Consider the following 16,049-nt stretch of genomic DNA (forward strand, 5'->3'; position numbering starts at 1 on the left):
TTATGACCGATTCCGTGCTTGACCGCTTCCGACCACAGGTTGCTACGTGGTTTCGGGACGTCTTTGAGCGTCCCACGGCGGTCCAGGCGGAAGCGTGGCAGCGGATCGCCGATGGGCACCACGCCCTCGTCATCGCCCCGACCGGCTCCGGAAAGACTCTCGCCGCGTTCCTGTGGGCGCTGAACGCGCTCGTCGAGCCGACGGGGCAGGCGGAACTCCCGCTTCGGGAGACTCATCACCCTGGGGCCACGCCCATCGGCGATCACGGGGTAAAAGTGCTCTATATCTCACCGCTCAAGGCGCTGGGGGTGGACGTCGAGAACAATCTGCGGGCCCCGCTCACGGGAATCGCGCGGACAGCCGAGCGCCTGGGGCTGGACATGCCCTCGATCACCGTGGGGGTGCGCTCGGGGGACACGCCGCCGGCGGAGCGCGCCCGGCAGGTCCGCACGCCGCCGGACATCCTCATCACCACGCCGGAGTCCGCCTACCTCATGCTCACCTCGAAGGCGAAGGGGATTCTCACTGAGGTGACGACGGTGATCGTCGACGAAATTCACGCGCTTGCGGGCTCCAAGCGGGGCTCCCACCTGGCGCTGACGCTGGAGAGGCTGAGCCGCCTCGTGGAGAACAACGGGGGCACGCTCCAGCGGATCGGGCTGTCGGCGACGGTGCGCCCGCCGGAGGCGGTGGCCTCCTTCCTCGGAGGAGATCGGCCGGTGGAGATCGTCGCCCCGCCGAGCACGAAGGAGTGGGAGCTTCAGGTGCGCGTGCCCGTCGAGGACATGGCGAATCTCCCCGCTCCGGAGCCGGGCTCCCGCATCGGGGACCTCACGATTGATGACCGCACCGGCATGTCGGCGGATGCCCAGCCGGAGGGGGCGGGGGAGTCGGCGCTCCCGACGCAGGGCTCGATGTGGCCTTTCATCGAGCGGGAGCTCTATGAGGACATCATGGGGGCGCGATCGACGCTCGTCTTCGTCAACTCCCGGCGTAGCGCCGAGCGGCTCACCTCCCGGCTCAACGAGCTGTGGGCCCTCGACCACGACCCCGAGGCCCTCAGTGCCCCGCGGCGGCGGGACCCGGCGCAGCTCATGAAGTCGGTGGACGTGGCGGGGCAGGCCCCGCAGCTCATCGCCCGGGCCCACCACGGTTCCGTGTCGAAGGATGAGCGGGCGGAGACGGAGCGCCTCCTCAAGGAGGGAAAGATCAAAGCGGTGGTCGCGACGTCCTCCCTCGAGCTGGGGATCGACATGGGGGCCGTGGACCTCGTCGTGCAGGTGGAGTCCCCGCCCTCGGTGGCATCGGGCTTGCAGCGGGTGGGGCGCGCCGGGCATGGCGTCGGCCGCGTGTCCCATGGGGTGTTCTATCCCAAGCATCGTGCGGACGTGCTCAATACCGCGGTGATCGCCCAACGGATGCGCGCCGGGCAGATCGAGGAACTTCAGGTTCCGCGCAATGCGCTCGATGTGCTTGCTCAGCAGACCATCGCGGCGGTGGCCGTCGAGGACATCGATGTGGAGGAGTGGTGGTACTGGGTTCGGCGGGCGGATCCGTACCGGGAGTTGCCCCGATCGGCTTTTGATGCGGTGATGGACCTGGTCAGCGGGGTGTATCCCTCGACGGACTTTGCGGAGCTGCGCCCCCGCGTGAATTTTGATCGGGTGTCGGGGCGGCTGAGCGCCCGGCCCGGCGCCCAGCGCGTGGCGGTCACGAGCGGCGGCACGATCCCGGATCGCGGGATGTTCGGGGTCTTCCTCGTGGGGCAGGAGGAGGAGAAGTCCCCGCGGCGCGTCGGCGAGCTCGATGAGGAGATGGTCTACGAATGCCGCGTGGGGGACACATTCACGCTGGGGGCGTCGAGCTGGCGGATCGAGGAGATCACCAAGGACCACGTCATGGTGAGCCCCGCCCCGGGCCACACGGGCCGCCTGCCCTTTTGGAATGGCGACGACGCCGGCCGCCCCGCCGAGCTCGGCAGGGCAGTGGGCGCTTTCCGACGTGAGGTCGCGGCGAACCCGAGCCTGCTGGAGGGGATGGACCTCGACGAGAACGCGCGGCGAAATATCCGTGCTTTCCTCGCCGGCCAGGAGGAGGCCACGGGCATTGTGCCGGATGAGCGCACGCTGGTCCTCGAGCGCTTCTGCGATGAGGTGGGCGATTGGCGGCTGGTCCTGCACACCCCCTATGGGCGGGCGGTCAATGCGGCGTGGGCGCTGGCCGTCGGGGCGAGGATGTCGCAGGAGAAGGGCATCGACGCCCAGCCGGTGAGCGGGGACGATGGCATCGTGCTGCGTGTGCCGGAGGGGGAGGAGATCCCCTCGGCGGCGCTCTTCCACCTGGATCCGGAGGAGGCGCGGGACCTCATCGTCGCGCGGGTGGGGGACTCGGCGCTCTTCGCCTCCCGCTTCCGCGAGTGCGCGGCGCGGGCCCTGCTGCTTCCGCGGACTCGGCCGGGGAAGCGGGCTCCCCTGTGGCAGCAGCGGCAGCGGGCGGCGCAGCTCCTCGACGTTGCCCGGCGCTACCCGAGCTTTCCCATCATCCTGGAGACGGTGCGCGAGTGCCTCCACGATGTGTATGACCTCGACGCCCTCGGCGCCCTCCTGCGGGACCTCGAGCAACGCCGCGTGCGGATCGCGGAGGTCACGGTGGATCAGCCGAGCCCCTTCGCTGCCTCCCTGCTGTTCACGTACACCGGCGCCTTCATGTATGAGGGGGATAGTCCGCTCGCGGAGAAGCGGGCGGCGGCGCTTTCGCTCGACCCGGAGCTCCTCCGCCAGCTCCTGGGGGATGTGGAGCTGCGCAATCTGCTGGACCCGGAGCTCATCGAGGAGGTCCACGCGGAGCTTCAGCACACGGCACCGGGGCGCCAGGCCCGGCACCCGGAGGAGCTCGTGGACGTCCTGCGGGCCACGGGGCCGATCCCCGTGGCGGAGCTCGAGCGCCACTGCGCCTTTGCGGATCCCCTGGCCCGCACCGAACAGGAAACCCGCGGCCGCGTCATGCGCGTGCGCATCGCGGAGCGAGAGCACCTGGCGATCGTTGAGGACGCGCCGCTGCTGCGCGATGGCCTGGGAATCCCGGTGCCGCCCGGGGTGCCCGCCGCGACGGAGACCGTGCCCGACGCTCTCGAACAGCTGGTGGGCCGCTGCGCCCGCTCCCGCGGCCCGGTGACCGCCCAGGAGGTGGGTGAGATCTTCGGGCTCGGAGTGTCTGCTGCACACACAGTGTTGCAGGGGCTTACCCAGCGCGGGGACCTCGTCGAGGGCCATTTCCGGCAGGGCTGCACGGAGCGGGAATTCTGCGCCCGCCACGTGCTGAAGATACTGCGCTCGCGGGGTTTGGCGCAGGCGAGATCCCACATGCAGCCGATTTCCACGACGGCCCTCGCGCGCTTCCTCACCCAGTGGCATGGGATCGCCCGGGTCGGCGGGAGCGGGGAGCTCTCGGGCGTCGACGGCACCTTCGCCGCCATCGAGCAGCTGGCGGGTGTGCGCTTGCCGGCGTCGGCGTGGGAGAGCATGATTCTGCCCAGCCGCGTCGCCGACTACCAGCCGGACTTCCTCGACGAGCTCACCCGCCAGGGCGAGGTCCTCATCCTCGGGGCGGGAAGCGCCGGGGCGCAGGACCCGTGGATCATGCTGCTCCCGGCGGATTATGCCGAGCAGCTCACTCCGATTCTCGATGAGGAACCGACGCTCTCACCCATCCAGCGCAGCATTCTCGACGTGCTGGGCCGCGGCGGGGCCTACCACGTGAGCGACATCCTCCACGAGGTGACGGCCACGATGGAGGAAGCCCGGGCCGCCATGTGGGACCTCGTAGAGGTGGGGCTGGTCTCCCCGGACAGCATGGAGCCCATTCGGGTCCGCCTGTCCCAGCAGGGGCGGGCCGGCAGCAGGGCTCACCGCACGCGCCGGCGTCCGCAGCGCACCCGCCTGCGGATGGGGCGGACGAGCTTCCACCAGCAGGTGCAGGCGGCCTCGACCGCCAGCACCCCACCTGACCTGCGCGGACGCTGGTCTCTGGCGCCTTCCCCGGATACGGATTCCGCCAGCCGCTCCCTCGCGCACGGGGAGGCATGGCTCGACCGCTACGGGGTGGTCACGCGCGGGAGCATCGTCGCCGAGGACACCCCCGGCGGCTTCAGCATGGCCTACCGCATCCTCAGCAACTTCGAGGATCACGGCCGGGCCCTGCGCGGCTACCTCGTCGACGGGCTAGGCGCCGCGCAATTCTCCACCCCCGCCATCATTGACAGGCTCCGGGGGCTTGACGACTCGCCCGACGCCGAGGGGTGGCCGTCGGGAAGCCATCACCCGGAGGCGGTGCTGCTCGCCGCGGTGGACCCCGCGAACCCCTACGGGGCGAGCATTCCGTGGACCATCGCCGGGGCACAGCGGGCGGCGGGCGCCCTCGTGGTGCTGTGCGACGGGGTACTCATGGCCTATCTCAGCCGGGGCGGGCGCACGCTGCGCCTCGGCGGCGAGGGCGCTCCCCTGGAGAAGCCCGAGGTCCTGCGCATGGCGATCGCCGCCGTGCAGGACGCCGTCAGCCGCGGGCGCATGGAGCCCTTCACGGTGGAAAGCATCGACGGCGAGGACGTCCTCCAGCCCGCGTGCGCCCAGCTCATCAGCGCCGCCGGACTTCGGCTCACACCCCGGGGGATCAGCATCCGCCGCCAGCCGAGTAGCCCGGGTATGTCACGACGGAGCAACCGCGGGCCAGCCCCGCGCCGGGGGCGTAGCATGACGGAGGCGCTGAGCGAGCTCTCGGATAGTCCGACGGAGGGTGAGGGACCAGGTGCCCCTGGCCTGCACGAACGCGCTCAGGACACCGACATTCCCCGCGGACCGCGCGGGGTGCCGCGGCCTCCCCGACGGTGGACCCGCCGCTGAGTAGCGCACGCTGCGAGGCCGATCACGAGACGAGATCACGAACGGAGGTGACACCATGCCGGAAGGCGATTCCGTCTACCAGCTTGCCCGTCGCCTCCAGTGGCTCACCGGGCGGATCATCCTGCGCAGTGACCTGCGGGTCCCGGCCTTCGCGACGGTCGATTTCCGCGGCCGCCGCGTCGAGGCGGTGTGGCCCTACGGGAAGCACCTGTTCATCCAGTGCGGGGAGGACATCCTCCACACCCACCTCGCGATGGAGGGGCGCTGGGACGTCCACCGGCGGGGCGAACGCTGGCGCCGCCCGGGGCATACCGCGCGCGTCGTGCTCGAGATCGAGGGGAACACGGGCGAGGAGGTCATTGAGCTGGTCGGGTACCAGCTGGCCCGCGTCGATGTGTTCCCCGCCCGCAGCTATTACGAGAAGATCGGCTATCTCGGGCCCGACATCCTCGCCCCGGACTGGCAGGAGGGCGGCCGGGAGGAGGCCATCGCGCGGATCCTCGCGTCCCCGGGGATCCCCATCGGGGTAGCTCTCCTCGATCAGCGCATGGTGGCGGGCATCGGCAACGAGTACCGCGCCGAAGTGTGCTTCATCTGCGGTGTTCACCCGGCGAGGCTCGTCGGGGAGCTCGGCGCGAGCGCGGTGGAGGAGATCATCGACTGCGCGCACCGGATCATGATGGCCAACCGTGATGCTCCCCTGCGCGTCACCACGGGGGTGCGGCGCGCCGGGGAGAGCACATATGTGTTCGGGCGGAACCACCGGCCGTGCCGACGCTGTCAGACGCCCATTGTCACGGGCTGGCTCGGGCCCCGGACCAGCGGGGACAACCAGGATCGGGTCATCTGGTGGTGCCCCCATTGCCAGCCCGCCCCCGACGCGGCTGCCCCCGACGCGGCTGCCCCTTCAACCCCGCCCTCCCCCGAGGGGCGGGGATCCTCAGAAGGGGAGTGAGCTACTCCTCGCCGCGGTGGCCGCGGTACCAGTCGATGAGGGAGTCGGTGGAGCCATCGCCGGAGTCCGGCTCCGCCTCGCCGCTCACGGCAGGAGCGAGGTCATTCGCCTGCTGCTTGCCGAGCTCCACGCCCCACTGGTCGAAGGAGTTGATGTCCCAGATGACGCCCTGTACGAACACGATGTGCTCGTAGAGGGCGATGAGGGCACCGAGAACCTGCGGGGTGAGCTGTTCCGCGAGGATCGTCGTCGTGGGGCGGTTGCCCGGCATGACCTTGTGGGGCACGATCTCCTCGGCGATCCCCTCGGCCCGGATCTCCTCCGCGGTCTTGCCGAAGGCGAGGACCTTCGTCTGCGCGAAGAAGTTGCCCATGAGGAGGTCATGCATGGAGCCGGTGCCGTCGGCGGTGGGGAGATCCTGGTGCGGCTGCGCGAAGCCGATGAAGTCCGCCGGGATCATCCTCGTACCCTGGTGCATGAGCTGGAAGAAGGCGTGCTGGCCGTTGGTGCCCGGCTCGCCCCAGTAGATTTCTCCGGTACCGTGCTCGACGGCCGAACCATCGCGGCGCACCGACTTGCCGTTGGACTCCATGGTGAGCTGCTGGAGGTACGCGGGGAAGCGGGCGAGGTCCTGGGAGTAGGGGAGCACGGCGTGCGTCTGGGCCCCGTAGAAGTTGGAGTACCACACGCCCAGCAGGCCCATGAGGACCGGGATGTTCTCCTCCCAGGGGGCGGTGCGGAAGTGCTGGTCCATGGCGTGGAAGCCCTCGAGGAAGCGCATGAAGTCCTGCGGCCCGATGACAGCCATGAGGGAGAGGCCAATGGCGGAGTCAACGGAGTAGCGGCCGCCGACCCAATCCCAGAAGCCGAACATGTTGTTCGTGTCAATGCCGAATTCGGCGACCTTCTCCGCATTCGTGGAGACGGCGACGAAGTGCTTGGCGATCGCGCTCTCATCCCCATCGAAAGCCTCGAGGACCCAGCGCTTGGCGGCGTGCGCGTTGGCGAGGGTCTCCTGCGTGGTGAACGTCTTGGACGCGACGATGAAGAGCGTCTCGCCCGGCTCGCAGCGCTCGAGGGTGGCAGCCATGTCGGCCGGATCCACATTGGACACGAACTCGGCGCTGATGCCGGCGGTGGCGTAGGCGCGCAGAGCCTGGGCGGCCATCGCGGGACCCAGATCCGATCCGCCGATACCGATGTTCACCACCTTCTTGATGGTGTGCCCGGAGGCTCCCAGCCAGGAGCCAGAGCGCAGCGCGGTGGCGAAGTCGCGCATCCGGCCGAGGACCTCGTGGACGTCGGCGGCCACGTCCTGGCCGTCCACCGTGAGGTCTTCGTCGACGGGGAGGCGCAGCGCGGTGTGGAGCACGGCGCGATCCTCGGTGAGGTTGATGTGCTCGCCGCGGAACATGGCGTCGATCCGCTCCTCAAGGTGGGCCTCGCGGGCGAGGTCGAGGAGGCCATCGCGCACCTCGGGGGTGATGAGGTTCTTCGAGAGATCGACGTGCAACCCGGCTCCATCGAAGGTCCAGGCGGAGGCACGGCCGGGTTCGGCGTCGAAGAGGTGCCTCAACGTCGTGGAACGAGAGTTCTCATAGAGCTGCTGCAAGGTAGTCCACGCGCTCATGGTGCTGTATCTCTCCTGTCAGGAATACGGTTTCAGTCTCGCTGTCCAACTTAGTGGAGGAACGCGGGGAAGACGGGCGGCGGGAAGTTTGGTTCATCTCACGGGCGGCGGTGCGGCGTGATCCAGGACCCAAAATAGGGGGTAAAAAGGGGGCCATATCCTGCGGATACCTTCTGATTCTGTGATGGGCAGCATAGGATGAAGTCATGTCTTTGAGTACCGACACGTCGACGAACCTTGCAGAATTGATCGAGTCCCTGCCCAAGGGCCTTTTTATTGATGGGCAGTTCCAGGATGCCGAGGATTCCGCCACCCTCGACGTCATCAATCCCTCCGATGGATCCGTCCTGGCGAAGGTGGCAGCCGGAAGTGCCGCCGACGCCCGCCGCGGCTTAGACTCCATCGTCGCCGCCCAGAAGTCCTGGGCCGCGACCCCCGCCCGCGAGCGTTCGGAGATCCTGCGCACCGCGTTCACCCTCCTCACCGAGCGCGCCGAGACCCTCGCGCAGATTATGTCCGCCGAGCTGGGGCGCGCGCTTCCCGACTCGCGCGGCGAGTCTGCCTATGGCGCCGAGTTCTTCCGCTGGTTCGCGGAGGAAGCCGTGCGCATCAGCGGCGACTACCGCCACAACCCCGCCGGCAACGCCCGCATCGTGGTGCACCGCCAGCCCGTGGGCCCCGTGGTGGCCGTGACCCCGTGGAACTTCCCGCTGGCCATGGGCGCGCGCAAGATCGCGCCCGCGCTGGCGGCCGGCTGCACGATCATCGTCAAGCCGGCGTCGAAAACCCCGCTGACCATGCTCTACCTCGCGCAGGTGCTCAAGGAGGCCGGGCTTCCCGACGGCGTCCTGGCCGTCGTGCCCACGGGTAGCGCGCGCGACTTCTCGGCGCTGCTCGATGATCCGCGCGTCCGCAAGCTCACGTTCACGGGCTCCACGGAGGTGGGGCAGACGCTCGCGGCCCAGGCGGCGAAGCACTCGCTGAACGTCTCCCTGGAGCTCGGCGGCAACGCGCCCTACGTCGTGTTTGAGGACGCGGACCTCGACGTCGCGGCGGAGGCCGTCGTGGCGGCGAAGATGCGCGGGGCGGGGCAGGTGTGCATCGCGCCGAACCGCTTCCTCGTGCACTCCTCAGTGAAGGAGGAGTTCCTGGACAAGGTGGAGGGGCTGCTCCGCGAATTCCGCGTGGGCCCGGGCACGGATCCGGACTCCACCTATGGGCCGCTCTCAGGGGACGACCAGGTGGACACCGTGAGCCGGCTCGTCGACGACGCCGTCCAGCGCGGCGCCACCCGTCGCATGGGCGAGCTCCCCGCCGGCCTCCCCGAGGACGGCTCCTACTACCCGATCACCATCCTCAGCGACATCCCCGCCGAGGCGGAGATTCACCGCGAGGAGATCTTCGGCCCCGTCGTGGCTGTTACCACCTTCGATGATGACGACGAGGCCATCCGCCTCGCCAACGACACCCCCTTCGGCCTGGCCTCCTACGTGTTCAGCCGGGACCTGAGCCGCGCCCTCGACGCCGCCGAGCGTATCGAGGCGGGCATGGTCGCCGTGAACAAGGGCGCCCTCTCCGACCCGGCGGCGCCCTTCGGCGGCGTGAAGGAATCGGGCAACGGCCGCGAAGGCGGCTTTGAGGGGATCGACGAGTACCTGGAGACCAAGTTCATCTCCCTGCCTCTCTAACGTTCTGCCTGCGGGGCGCCTGGTGAGGCCGGCCGGCTGCTCCTAGCCGAGCCGGCCGCGCCCCATCCGCAACAGGATCGCGGCGAGGGCCGGGCCTTCTTCGCCCAGCTCGTCGCGGAAGTAGTTGATGATGGCCACCTCCCGGGTGTGGACGAGGCGCGTCCCGCCGCTGCCCATCCGGGTGCGGCCCACGGCCTGGGAGATCATCGTTCGGCGTCGAACTGCGGCGATGATCTCCGCGTCGAGGCGGTTGATCTCCTCCCGGTACTGTTGGATCTCGGCGTCGGAGAGGGGATCATCTGTGCCGGAGGACATACGAATATCAACGGGGTGCTCGGAAGAGGGGGAGTTCGCCATGCAGTTATTCTGCCACGCGAAGGACGCGCGGTACGTTATAAGGCATCATGGTTCATTCTGATTCCGCTCCTCAGGCACGCTTCCCGCTCAACCCGCAGCAGCTCCAGGCAGTCGAGCACAGCGGTTCCCCTCTGCTCATCGTGGCGGGCGCCGGCTCGGGCAAGACGGCGGTGCTCACGCAGCGTATCGCCTATCTCATCCAGCAGCGCGGGGTGTTCCCCTCGCAGATCCTCGCCATCACCTTCACCAACAAGGCGGCTGCGGAGATGCGGGAGCGCGTCATCGACGTCGTGGGGCCCCAGGCGGAGCGCATGTGGATGGCCACCTTCCACTCCATCTGCGTGCGGATCCTGCGGCAGCAGGCGAACCTCGTCCCGGGGCTGAATACCAACTTCAGCATTTATGATGCCGACGACTCCCGCCGCCTCCTCAGCATGATCGCCAAGGACTTCCAGCTGGACCTCAAGCGCTACTCCGGGAGGATGCTCGCCAACGCGATCTCCCAGCTGAAGAACGAGCTCATCGAGCCCGCCCGGGCGCACGCCCAAGCGGAAGCCGAGCATGATCTCAGCGCCCTCACCGTCGCGAAGGTCTATGAGGAGTATCAGCGTCGGCTCCGCGCAGCGAATGCCGTCGATTTCGATGACCTCATCGGCGAGGCCGTGGGGCTTTTGCAGCGGCACCCGGACGTTGCGGAGTACTATCGGCGCCGCTTCCGGCACGTCCTTGTCGACGAGTACCAGGACACGAACCACGCTCAGTACGTCCTCATCGCGACGCTCGTCGGGACGCCCGGGGGCCAGGTCCCGCCGAGTGAGCTGTGCGTGGTCGGTGACTCAGACCAATCCATCTACGCCTTCCGCGGGGCGACGATCCGCAACATCGAGGAGTTCGAGCGCGACTTCCCCCACGCGCAGACCATTCTCCTGGAGCAGAATTATCGCTCCACGAATACCATTCTCAGCGCCGCCAACGCGGTGATTGCTTGTAATAACAATCGCCGCCCGAAGAAACTCTGGACCGCCACAGAAGGCGGGGATCTGATTACCGGATACGTGGCGGATAATGAGCACGATGAGGCTCGGTATATTGCCTCGGAGATCGACCGCCTGGTGGATCGTGGCCGCTCCTACGATGACATCGCCATCATGTACCGCACCAATAATTCCTCGCGGGCCATTGAAGATGTGCTCATCCGAACGGGCATCCCATACCGCGTCGTGGGCGGAACGAAATTCTACGAGCGTCGAGAGATTAGGGATATCATTGCCTACCTGCGGGTGCTCGATAATCCGGCCGATACGGTGAGCATGCGCCGCATCATTAATACCCCGCGCCGGGGGATCGGAGACCGCGCCCAGGCGGTTCTCGCCCAACACGCCGACAGCACCGGGTGCAGCTTCGGAGAGGCCGTGCGCCGGGCCGCCTCCGGGGAAGTGGGGCTGGTGGGCGCCCGGGGCCGCAATGCGCTGGCCCGTTTCGTCGAGATGATGGACGGCATCCGCGAGGAGATGGCGGACGTCGTCGACGAGAGCACCGGACTTCCCGACCTCGGGGAGATCATCACCATGCTGCTGGACCGCACGGGATACCGCGAGCAGCTGGAAGCGAGCAATGACCCGCAGGACGGGACGCGCCTCGATAATCTTCACGAGCTCGTCTCCGTGGCGCGGGAGTTCTCCGCGGAGACCGCCCGGGACATCGCCTACGCGGAGATGGATGGCGGTAGCTTCGAGCCGGAGGAGGGGGAGCCGGAACCCGGCAGCCTTCAGCACTTCCTGGAGAAAGTCTCCCTTGTGGCCGACGCCGACCAGATCCCCGACCATGACCAGGGGCTTGTCACCCTCATGACGCTGCACACCGCAAAGGGCCTGGAGTTTCCCGTCGTCTTCCTCACCGGGTGGGAGGACGGGCAGTTCCCCCACATGCGCTCCCTTGGTGATCCCGATGAGCTCGCCGAGGAGCGCCGGCTCGCCTACGTCGGCATCACGCGCGCCCGCGAGAAGCTCTACCTCACCCGCGCGATAATGCGCTCCTCCTGGGGAGCGGCCCAGACCAATCCGCCGAGCCGCTTCCTCGCAGAAATCCCCGATGATGTCCTCGATTGGGAGCGAGAGGAACCAGAGCAGAGCTTCTCCTCCGCCTGGGGTTCGGACTCCTGGGGGAGCTCCGGCGGGTGGGGCTCCGGGCAGTCCGCCCGGCCTTCGCCCAGCCGACAGCCCTGGCCGCGCCGGGCCGGTGGGGCGGGGCGCTCCTCCTCGTCCTCGGGGACGCGGCGCACCGCCGCCCAGCTCAACCTCGCGGTGGGTGACCGCGTCAACCATGAGAAATATGGGCTGGGCACCGTCGTCGAGGCCAATGGGAGTGGGCCCGCGGCGACGGTGAAAATCGACTTCGGTTCGGCGGGGACGATCAACCTTGTGCTCATCGGCGGGCTGCCGATGGAGAAGCTCTAGGCCGGGCGCTGTCCCGAGGGGCTAGTCGGGCCGGCTGAGCATGGGGGTGATCTTTCCGGTTCCCAACCACCCCACCAGCGCCCCGCCGAGCGGTGCGGTGAGGATGATGAGGCTCATGATCCCGATGGGACCAGCCAGCATCTGCAGCGTCCCGGGTACCAGAGTCACGCCGTCGATGTCCGTCACCGTTGCGTGGGCGCCTATCGCCACGGTGATGAGCATGAAGAGCACACCCATGACGGCAGCCACGACGCCGGTGAGCGCCCCATAGCAGGCGTTCACCCTGCGGGCGAAGCCGGGCTGCGAGCCGAGCGCGTCGAGCAGCTGGTACTGCCGGCGCAGCTCCGGCCGCGCGAGGCCGAGGGACAGGGCGCTCACCACGAGGATGATGAGTGTGAGGACCGCGAGGAGGATGACGCCGCTGCGGAGTGTGGTGTCGCTCCTGGAGAGCTCGCGCACGTAGGAGGGCGGCAGCGTCTGCTCGGCCTTCTCCCTCAGCTGTGCAGTGACCTTCTCCATCTGCTCCGCGCTGAGCCCCGTGTGGTGGTAGAGGACGCCGTTGACCTCGTGGGACATGCCATAGCGCTCCGCGAGCTGCGGGCTGAGGATGATATCCCGACTGGGCGGGAGGACGGCCGCCGCACGCGGCGTATCGTGCTGCGTGGGCGGGGAGTCATTGAGCGCATCCGCGTAGAGATCAATGGTGAGCGGAATCTGCCCGGTGAGGCCGCCGAAGTAGTCCTGCGCATCCCGCGAGATGAGCACTCCGCCGTGGTTGAGAGTATCGACGGCAGCGGCCTGCTCCTCCGGGCTCATCGCGAAGACCTCAGCGATGTCGCTGGAGGCAACAATGATGCTCGATATCCCGGTGTCGGCTTTCGGACCGCGAAGCACCATGCGGCAGAAGGGGGCGCGCTCGGGATTGAGGTGATCCTTGCCGTCCACGGAGCAGGGGGTGCCATCCGTGATGGAGATGCTTGCCTCGGTCACTGAGGTCAGCTCCACTGAACGCGCACCGGGCAGCACCTCCTCGGCGGAGGCCCGCAGGGTGTCGAGCCCGTCGGTGTGCTCGGTCCCTGATCCCTCGAGGAGGATCGTGGGGGAGGAGTAGACGGGAATAGACGTATCGTTCATGGACCGTTCAATATCGGCATTGCTGGTGTAGAACATTCCCGCCACGCCGACGACGGCCGCCAGCGCCGCCGTCACACTGACCGAGCGCAGAGATTGGCGCACAAGCGCTTGCCGCGAAAGCCGCAGCGCCAGTGGGCCACGGCGCAGCGCCGCTGCGCACAGCCACACGCAGAGCGGGGTGCTCCCGGCCAGCCCAAGGAGCAGAAGGAGAATCCCGATGGCCCAGCCCGTTCCGCCGAGAGTGAAGTGACGGAACACCGCCCCCACGATGATGCCCAGGATGGCCAGCGCCGGGCCGATGAGCATCCACCGCTGGAAGTGGCGCAGACGGTCCGGGGCGGCCCCCGCGAGCGCCTGGCTGAGCGCCATGCGCGCGATGACCACCGCGGGGATGGCGGCGAGCAGCGCCGAGGCGAGAACGCAGACCACGATGATGACCGCCATCGCCGTCCACGGGAGGATGGGCCACCACATGGGATTCACGCTCAGCCAGCTTCCCACGCCCACGGCCACGCCCAGGGCAGTGCCCACGACGCCTCCGACCAGCCCCGCGAGCGCGCCGAAGGTGATGAGACCCCGGCGAATCTGGCTCGGTGAGGCACCCTGGGAGGCGAGGAGTGAGAACATCGCGATGTTCCGCGTGGCGAGGACCGTGAAGGCCGGGGAGATGAGCAGAACCGCAACGACCCCGAGGATGATCGCGAAGACCAGGAGGAAGGCCCCGATGTTATCCACGCCGACCCCACCATCAATGGGCCGCGCGAAGTGCGGAGACGTGAGGAGGAACCCCTCGTCGTTGAGGGCGGGGATGATGGCTGGCGAGACCTCCCCTCCATAGGAGAGGATCCACGTCGCGCTCCACTCCTCGGGAAGCGCTGTGGGCAGATCGGCGGCGTCGACGACGGTGCCGTCGAGAACCGTCGCCGTGCTATTGCCCTTGGTGGAGGAGACGGTGAGCGTGATGGGCTCGCGGTGCTCATCCCAGCCTGTCGGCTGGAGGCGCACCGTGTCTCCCTGCTGGACGGAGAGGGTCGAGGCGGCGGAGGGGCTCAGCATGATCTCACCGGGGCCGGGGAGGCGCCCGGTAGCGGAGGTGGCCCGGTAGCCCTCGGGGAGAAGGCTGGCGTCGAGCTGCTGGGTGTCCGTCGTTACGGAGTCGGAGTCCGTGCTGATCTCACTGGGGAAGGAGAGGGAGAGCGCGAGGGAGCTGTCCTCGCCGAGCACGGACTGAAGCCCGTCAGCCTGCCGCGCGTGCTGCGGGCGGAAGGCCGGGTCGGGGTAGGTGCAGTGTTCGTCGGTGCGGGCGGTCTCATCCTGATGGCAGCGCGCCCCCACATAGGTGGCCATCTCCACGTTGCGGGTGGTCACGGCGTCGTGGAAGCGGGCATCGGAGGTCCACCACGTCGCAGCGCCGGCGAGAATGGCCGCCGGGATCGCGACGAGGAGAAGGATGACGATGAGGGACTTCTTTGTACGGACTAAGGGGCGAAGAATGGTGCGCATTAGATGTCATCCTCTACAAAGACGTGCCCGTCCCGCATGCGGATGACGCGGTCAGCCCAGGCGGCGAAACGAGGTTCGTGGGTGACGAGGACTCCCGCTGCCCCGTCATCCACCCGCGCGCGGAGGATGCGGAGCACGTCGTCGCTCGTGGAGGTGTCGAGGGCGCCCGTGGGCTCATCGGCGAGCAGGATGCTGCGGGGGCCGACGAGCGCCCGGGCGATCGCAGCCCGCTGCACCTGGCCACCCGAGACCTCGTCGGGGTAGCGCTCGCCGAGGCCCTCGAGGCCCACCTCGGCAAGCGCCGTGTCCGCCTCGACGCGGGCGGATCGGGGGGAACTGCCGTCGAGCTCAAGGGGGATGGAGACATTCTCCGCGAGGGTGAGGCTCGGCAGCATGTTGTAGTGCTGGAAGACGAAGCCCAGCGTCGTGCGGCGCAGGCGGGCGGCCTCGGCGCGGGAGAGGTGGGAGGCGTCCTCGCCGTGGATGGTGAGGGTGCCGGACGTCGGCGGAAGGAGCAAACCCATGACGTTGAGGAGCGTGGACTTGCCCGATCCGGAGGGGCCCATGACGGCGAGGAGCTCCCCTTGCCGGAGGGAGAGGGATACCTCGTCGAGTGCAGTGACGCGCCGGGCGCCTTCGCCGAGAACGCAGGTAACAGCATCGAGGCGGAGGACCTCGGTGGCCTGAGAGGTACTCATGATTGTGACTCCTTCGGTGACGGGGAAGAGGAGCGGCGACGGCGGGCGAGGACGTCCTCGACCCGGTCGAGCCAGCGGATCTCTGCCTCTCGCTCGTAGATGGATTTTTCGTAGGTGAGAAGGGCGGGGGAGAGCTCGTCGTGGGCTGTGTCAGCTCGGGCGGCTCGTGCGTCGGTGGTGAGGGTGCGGAGTTCGCGGAGGACATGGGTGCGCTGGTGATCGAGGATCGGGAGGACCTCGACGTCGGCGTCGTGCAGGGCGAGGCAGACCTTGAGGACGAGCTCATCGCGATCGCGGTGGGGGCGCCCGACGGGGCGAGACCACCACTCAGTGAGCTCGTCTTTCCCGCTGGGGGTGATCCTCCACAGGGTGGTTGCTCGGCCGTTGGCAGCGCGCTGCTGGCCGGCGTCCTCGATGAACCCGTCGCGCTGGAGGCGCGTGAGGGTCTGCGTCACTTGGCCCATGTTGAGGTCGCCAATGGGCGTGGCCTCCTCCGTGAGGCGCTCGCGGATTCCAGCCGGGGTGGCTGGTCCGCGCGCGATCACCGCGAGGATCGAATGGGGAATGGGCATGGGAACTCTTTCGCCGGAGGACTGCGGGTAGTAGTTACTCAGTAACTACCCACGCCCTCATAGTTACTCAGTAACTGCGCTCTGTCAAGGGGGTCCGTGCACGATAGGCGGAGGGCGCGCGGCGGGAAGGAACCGCCCCGCGGGCCGGGGAGGGTCCG

General features: G+C 68.4%; 9 protein-coding genes. 4 read left to right on the forward strand and 5 right to left on the reverse strand.

The genetic code is table 11. From position 1 onward, the window contains the following. The first annotated feature begins 2 nt into the window (after nt 1–2). Both L1O03_RS06030 and L1O03_RS06035 read left to right on the forward strand, forming a co-directional pair. A complete protein-coding gene (locus L1O03_RS06030) occupies nt 3–4,898 on the forward strand; it encodes an ATP-dependent helicase (protein ID WP_236118552.1) in 4,896 nt (1,631 codons plus the stop codon). 55 nt (nt 4,899–4,953) lie between these two features. Then, the gene (locus L1O03_RS06035; protein ID WP_236118553.1) at nt 4,954–5,853 is read left to right on the forward strand and encodes a DNA-formamidopyrimidine glycosylase family protein; all 900 of its coding nucleotides are present in this window, start codon (nt 4,954–4,956) and stop codon (nt 5,851–5,853) included. A gap of 1 nt (nt 5,854) precedes the next feature. Here L1O03_RS06035 and pgi read toward each other — a convergent pair whose 3' ends face one another. Further along, nucleotides 5,855–7,483, reverse strand: a complete 1,629-nt coding sequence (pgi, locus tag L1O03_RS06040; RefSeq protein WP_236118554.1) for a glucose-6-phosphate isomerase — start codon at nt 7,481–7,483, stop codon at nt 5,855–5,857. Between the two features lie 206 nt (nt 7,484–7,689). On the opposite strand from pgi, the gene L1O03_RS06045 reads away from it, so the two are divergent. Next, nucleotides 7,690–9,171: an NAD-dependent succinate-semialdehyde dehydrogenase gene (locus L1O03_RS06045; RefSeq protein WP_236118555.1), complete on the forward strand. Its 1,482-nt coding sequence runs from the start codon at nt 7,690–7,692 to the stop codon at nt 9,169–9,171. A gap of 42 nt (nt 9,172–9,213) precedes the next feature. Here the strand turns inward: L1O03_RS06045 and L1O03_RS06050 are convergent, their stop codons facing one another. Beyond that, nucleotides 9,214–9,528 (reverse strand): chorismate mutase, encoded by a 315-nt coding sequence (locus L1O03_RS06050; protein ID WP_236118556.1) that lies wholly within the window; start codon nt 9,526–9,528, stop codon nt 9,214–9,216. A gap of 47 nt (nt 9,529–9,575) precedes the next feature. On the opposite strand from L1O03_RS06050, the gene pcrA reads away from it, so the two are divergent. Beyond that, complete coding sequence (gene pcrA, locus L1O03_RS06055) at nt 9,576–11,984, forward strand: DNA helicase PcrA (protein ID WP_236118557.1); 2,409 nt, start codon at nt 9,576–9,578, stop codon at nt 11,982–11,984. Nucleotides 11,985–12,005: 21 nt separating this feature from the next. On the opposite strand, the gene L1O03_RS06060 is transcribed toward pcrA, so the two are convergent. Genes L1O03_RS06060 through L1O03_RS06070 form a run of 3 tightly spaced genes read right to left on the reverse strand, consistent with a single transcriptional unit; the run spans nt 12,006 to nt 15,891 of the window. Further along, entirely contained in the window at nt 12,006–14,621 is a 2,616-nt protein-coding gene (locus L1O03_RS06060) for an ABC transporter permease (RefSeq protein ID WP_236118558.1), read from the reverse strand. Next, nucleotides 14,621–15,319 carry an ABC transporter ATP-binding protein gene (locus tag L1O03_RS06065; RefSeq protein WP_236118559.1) on the reverse strand — a complete coding sequence of 233 codons (699 nt, stop codon included), beginning with the start codon at nt 15,317–15,319 and terminating at the stop codon, nt 14,621–14,623. Before L1O03_RS06065 ends, L1O03_RS06060 begins: the two co-directional genes overlap by 1 nt. Next, on the reverse strand, nt 15,316–15,891 hold the full coding sequence (locus tag L1O03_RS06070) for a helix-turn-helix transcriptional regulator (RefSeq protein ID WP_236118560.1): 576 nt from the start codon (nt 15,889–15,891) through the stop codon (nt 15,316–15,318). The genes L1O03_RS06065 and L1O03_RS06070 overlap by 4 nt, the downstream gene beginning before the upstream one ends. Nucleotides 15,892–16,049 lie beyond the last annotated feature (158 nt).

This window comes from Corynebacterium uropygiale (assembly GCF_021568315.1).
GTDB classification, from domain to species: domain Bacteria; phylum Actinomycetota; class Actinomycetes; order Mycobacteriales; family Mycobacteriaceae; genus Corynebacterium; species Corynebacterium uropygiale.

Bases quoted from the DNA above. Each gene is read 5' to 3' on its own strand.
- L1O03_RS06030 (WP_236118552.1), top strand. From the start codon at position 3: ATGACCGATTCCGTGCTTGACCGCTTCCGACCACAGGTTGCTACGTGG.
- L1O03_RS06035 (WP_236118553.1), top strand. From the start codon at position 4,954: ATGCCGGAAGGCGATTCCGTCTACCAGCTTGCCCGTCGCCTCCAGTGG.
- pgi (WP_236118554.1), bottom strand. From the start codon at position 7,483: ATGAGCGCGTGGACTACCTTGCAGCAGCTCTATGAGAACTCTCGTTCC.
- L1O03_RS06045 (WP_236118555.1), top strand. From the start codon at position 7,690: ATGTCTTTGAGTACCGACACGTCGACGAACCTTGCAGAATTGATCGAG.
- L1O03_RS06050 (WP_236118556.1), bottom strand. From the start codon at position 9,528: ATGGCGAACTCCCCCTCTTCCGAGCACCCCGTTGATATTCGTATGTCC.
- pcrA (WP_236118557.1), top strand. From the start codon at position 9,576: ATGGTTCATTCTGATTCCGCTCCTCAGGCACGCTTCCCGCTCAACCCG.
- L1O03_RS06060 (WP_236118558.1), bottom strand. From the start codon at position 14,621: ATGCGCACCATTCTTCGCCCCTTAGTCCGTACAAAGAAGTCCCTCATC.
- L1O03_RS06065 (WP_236118559.1), bottom strand. From the start codon at position 15,319: ATGAGTACCTCTCAGGCCACCGAGGTCCTCCGCCTCGATGCTGTTACC.
- L1O03_RS06070 (WP_236118560.1), bottom strand. From the start codon at position 15,891: ATGCCCATTCCCCATTCGATCCTCGCGGTGATCGCGCGCGGACCAGCC.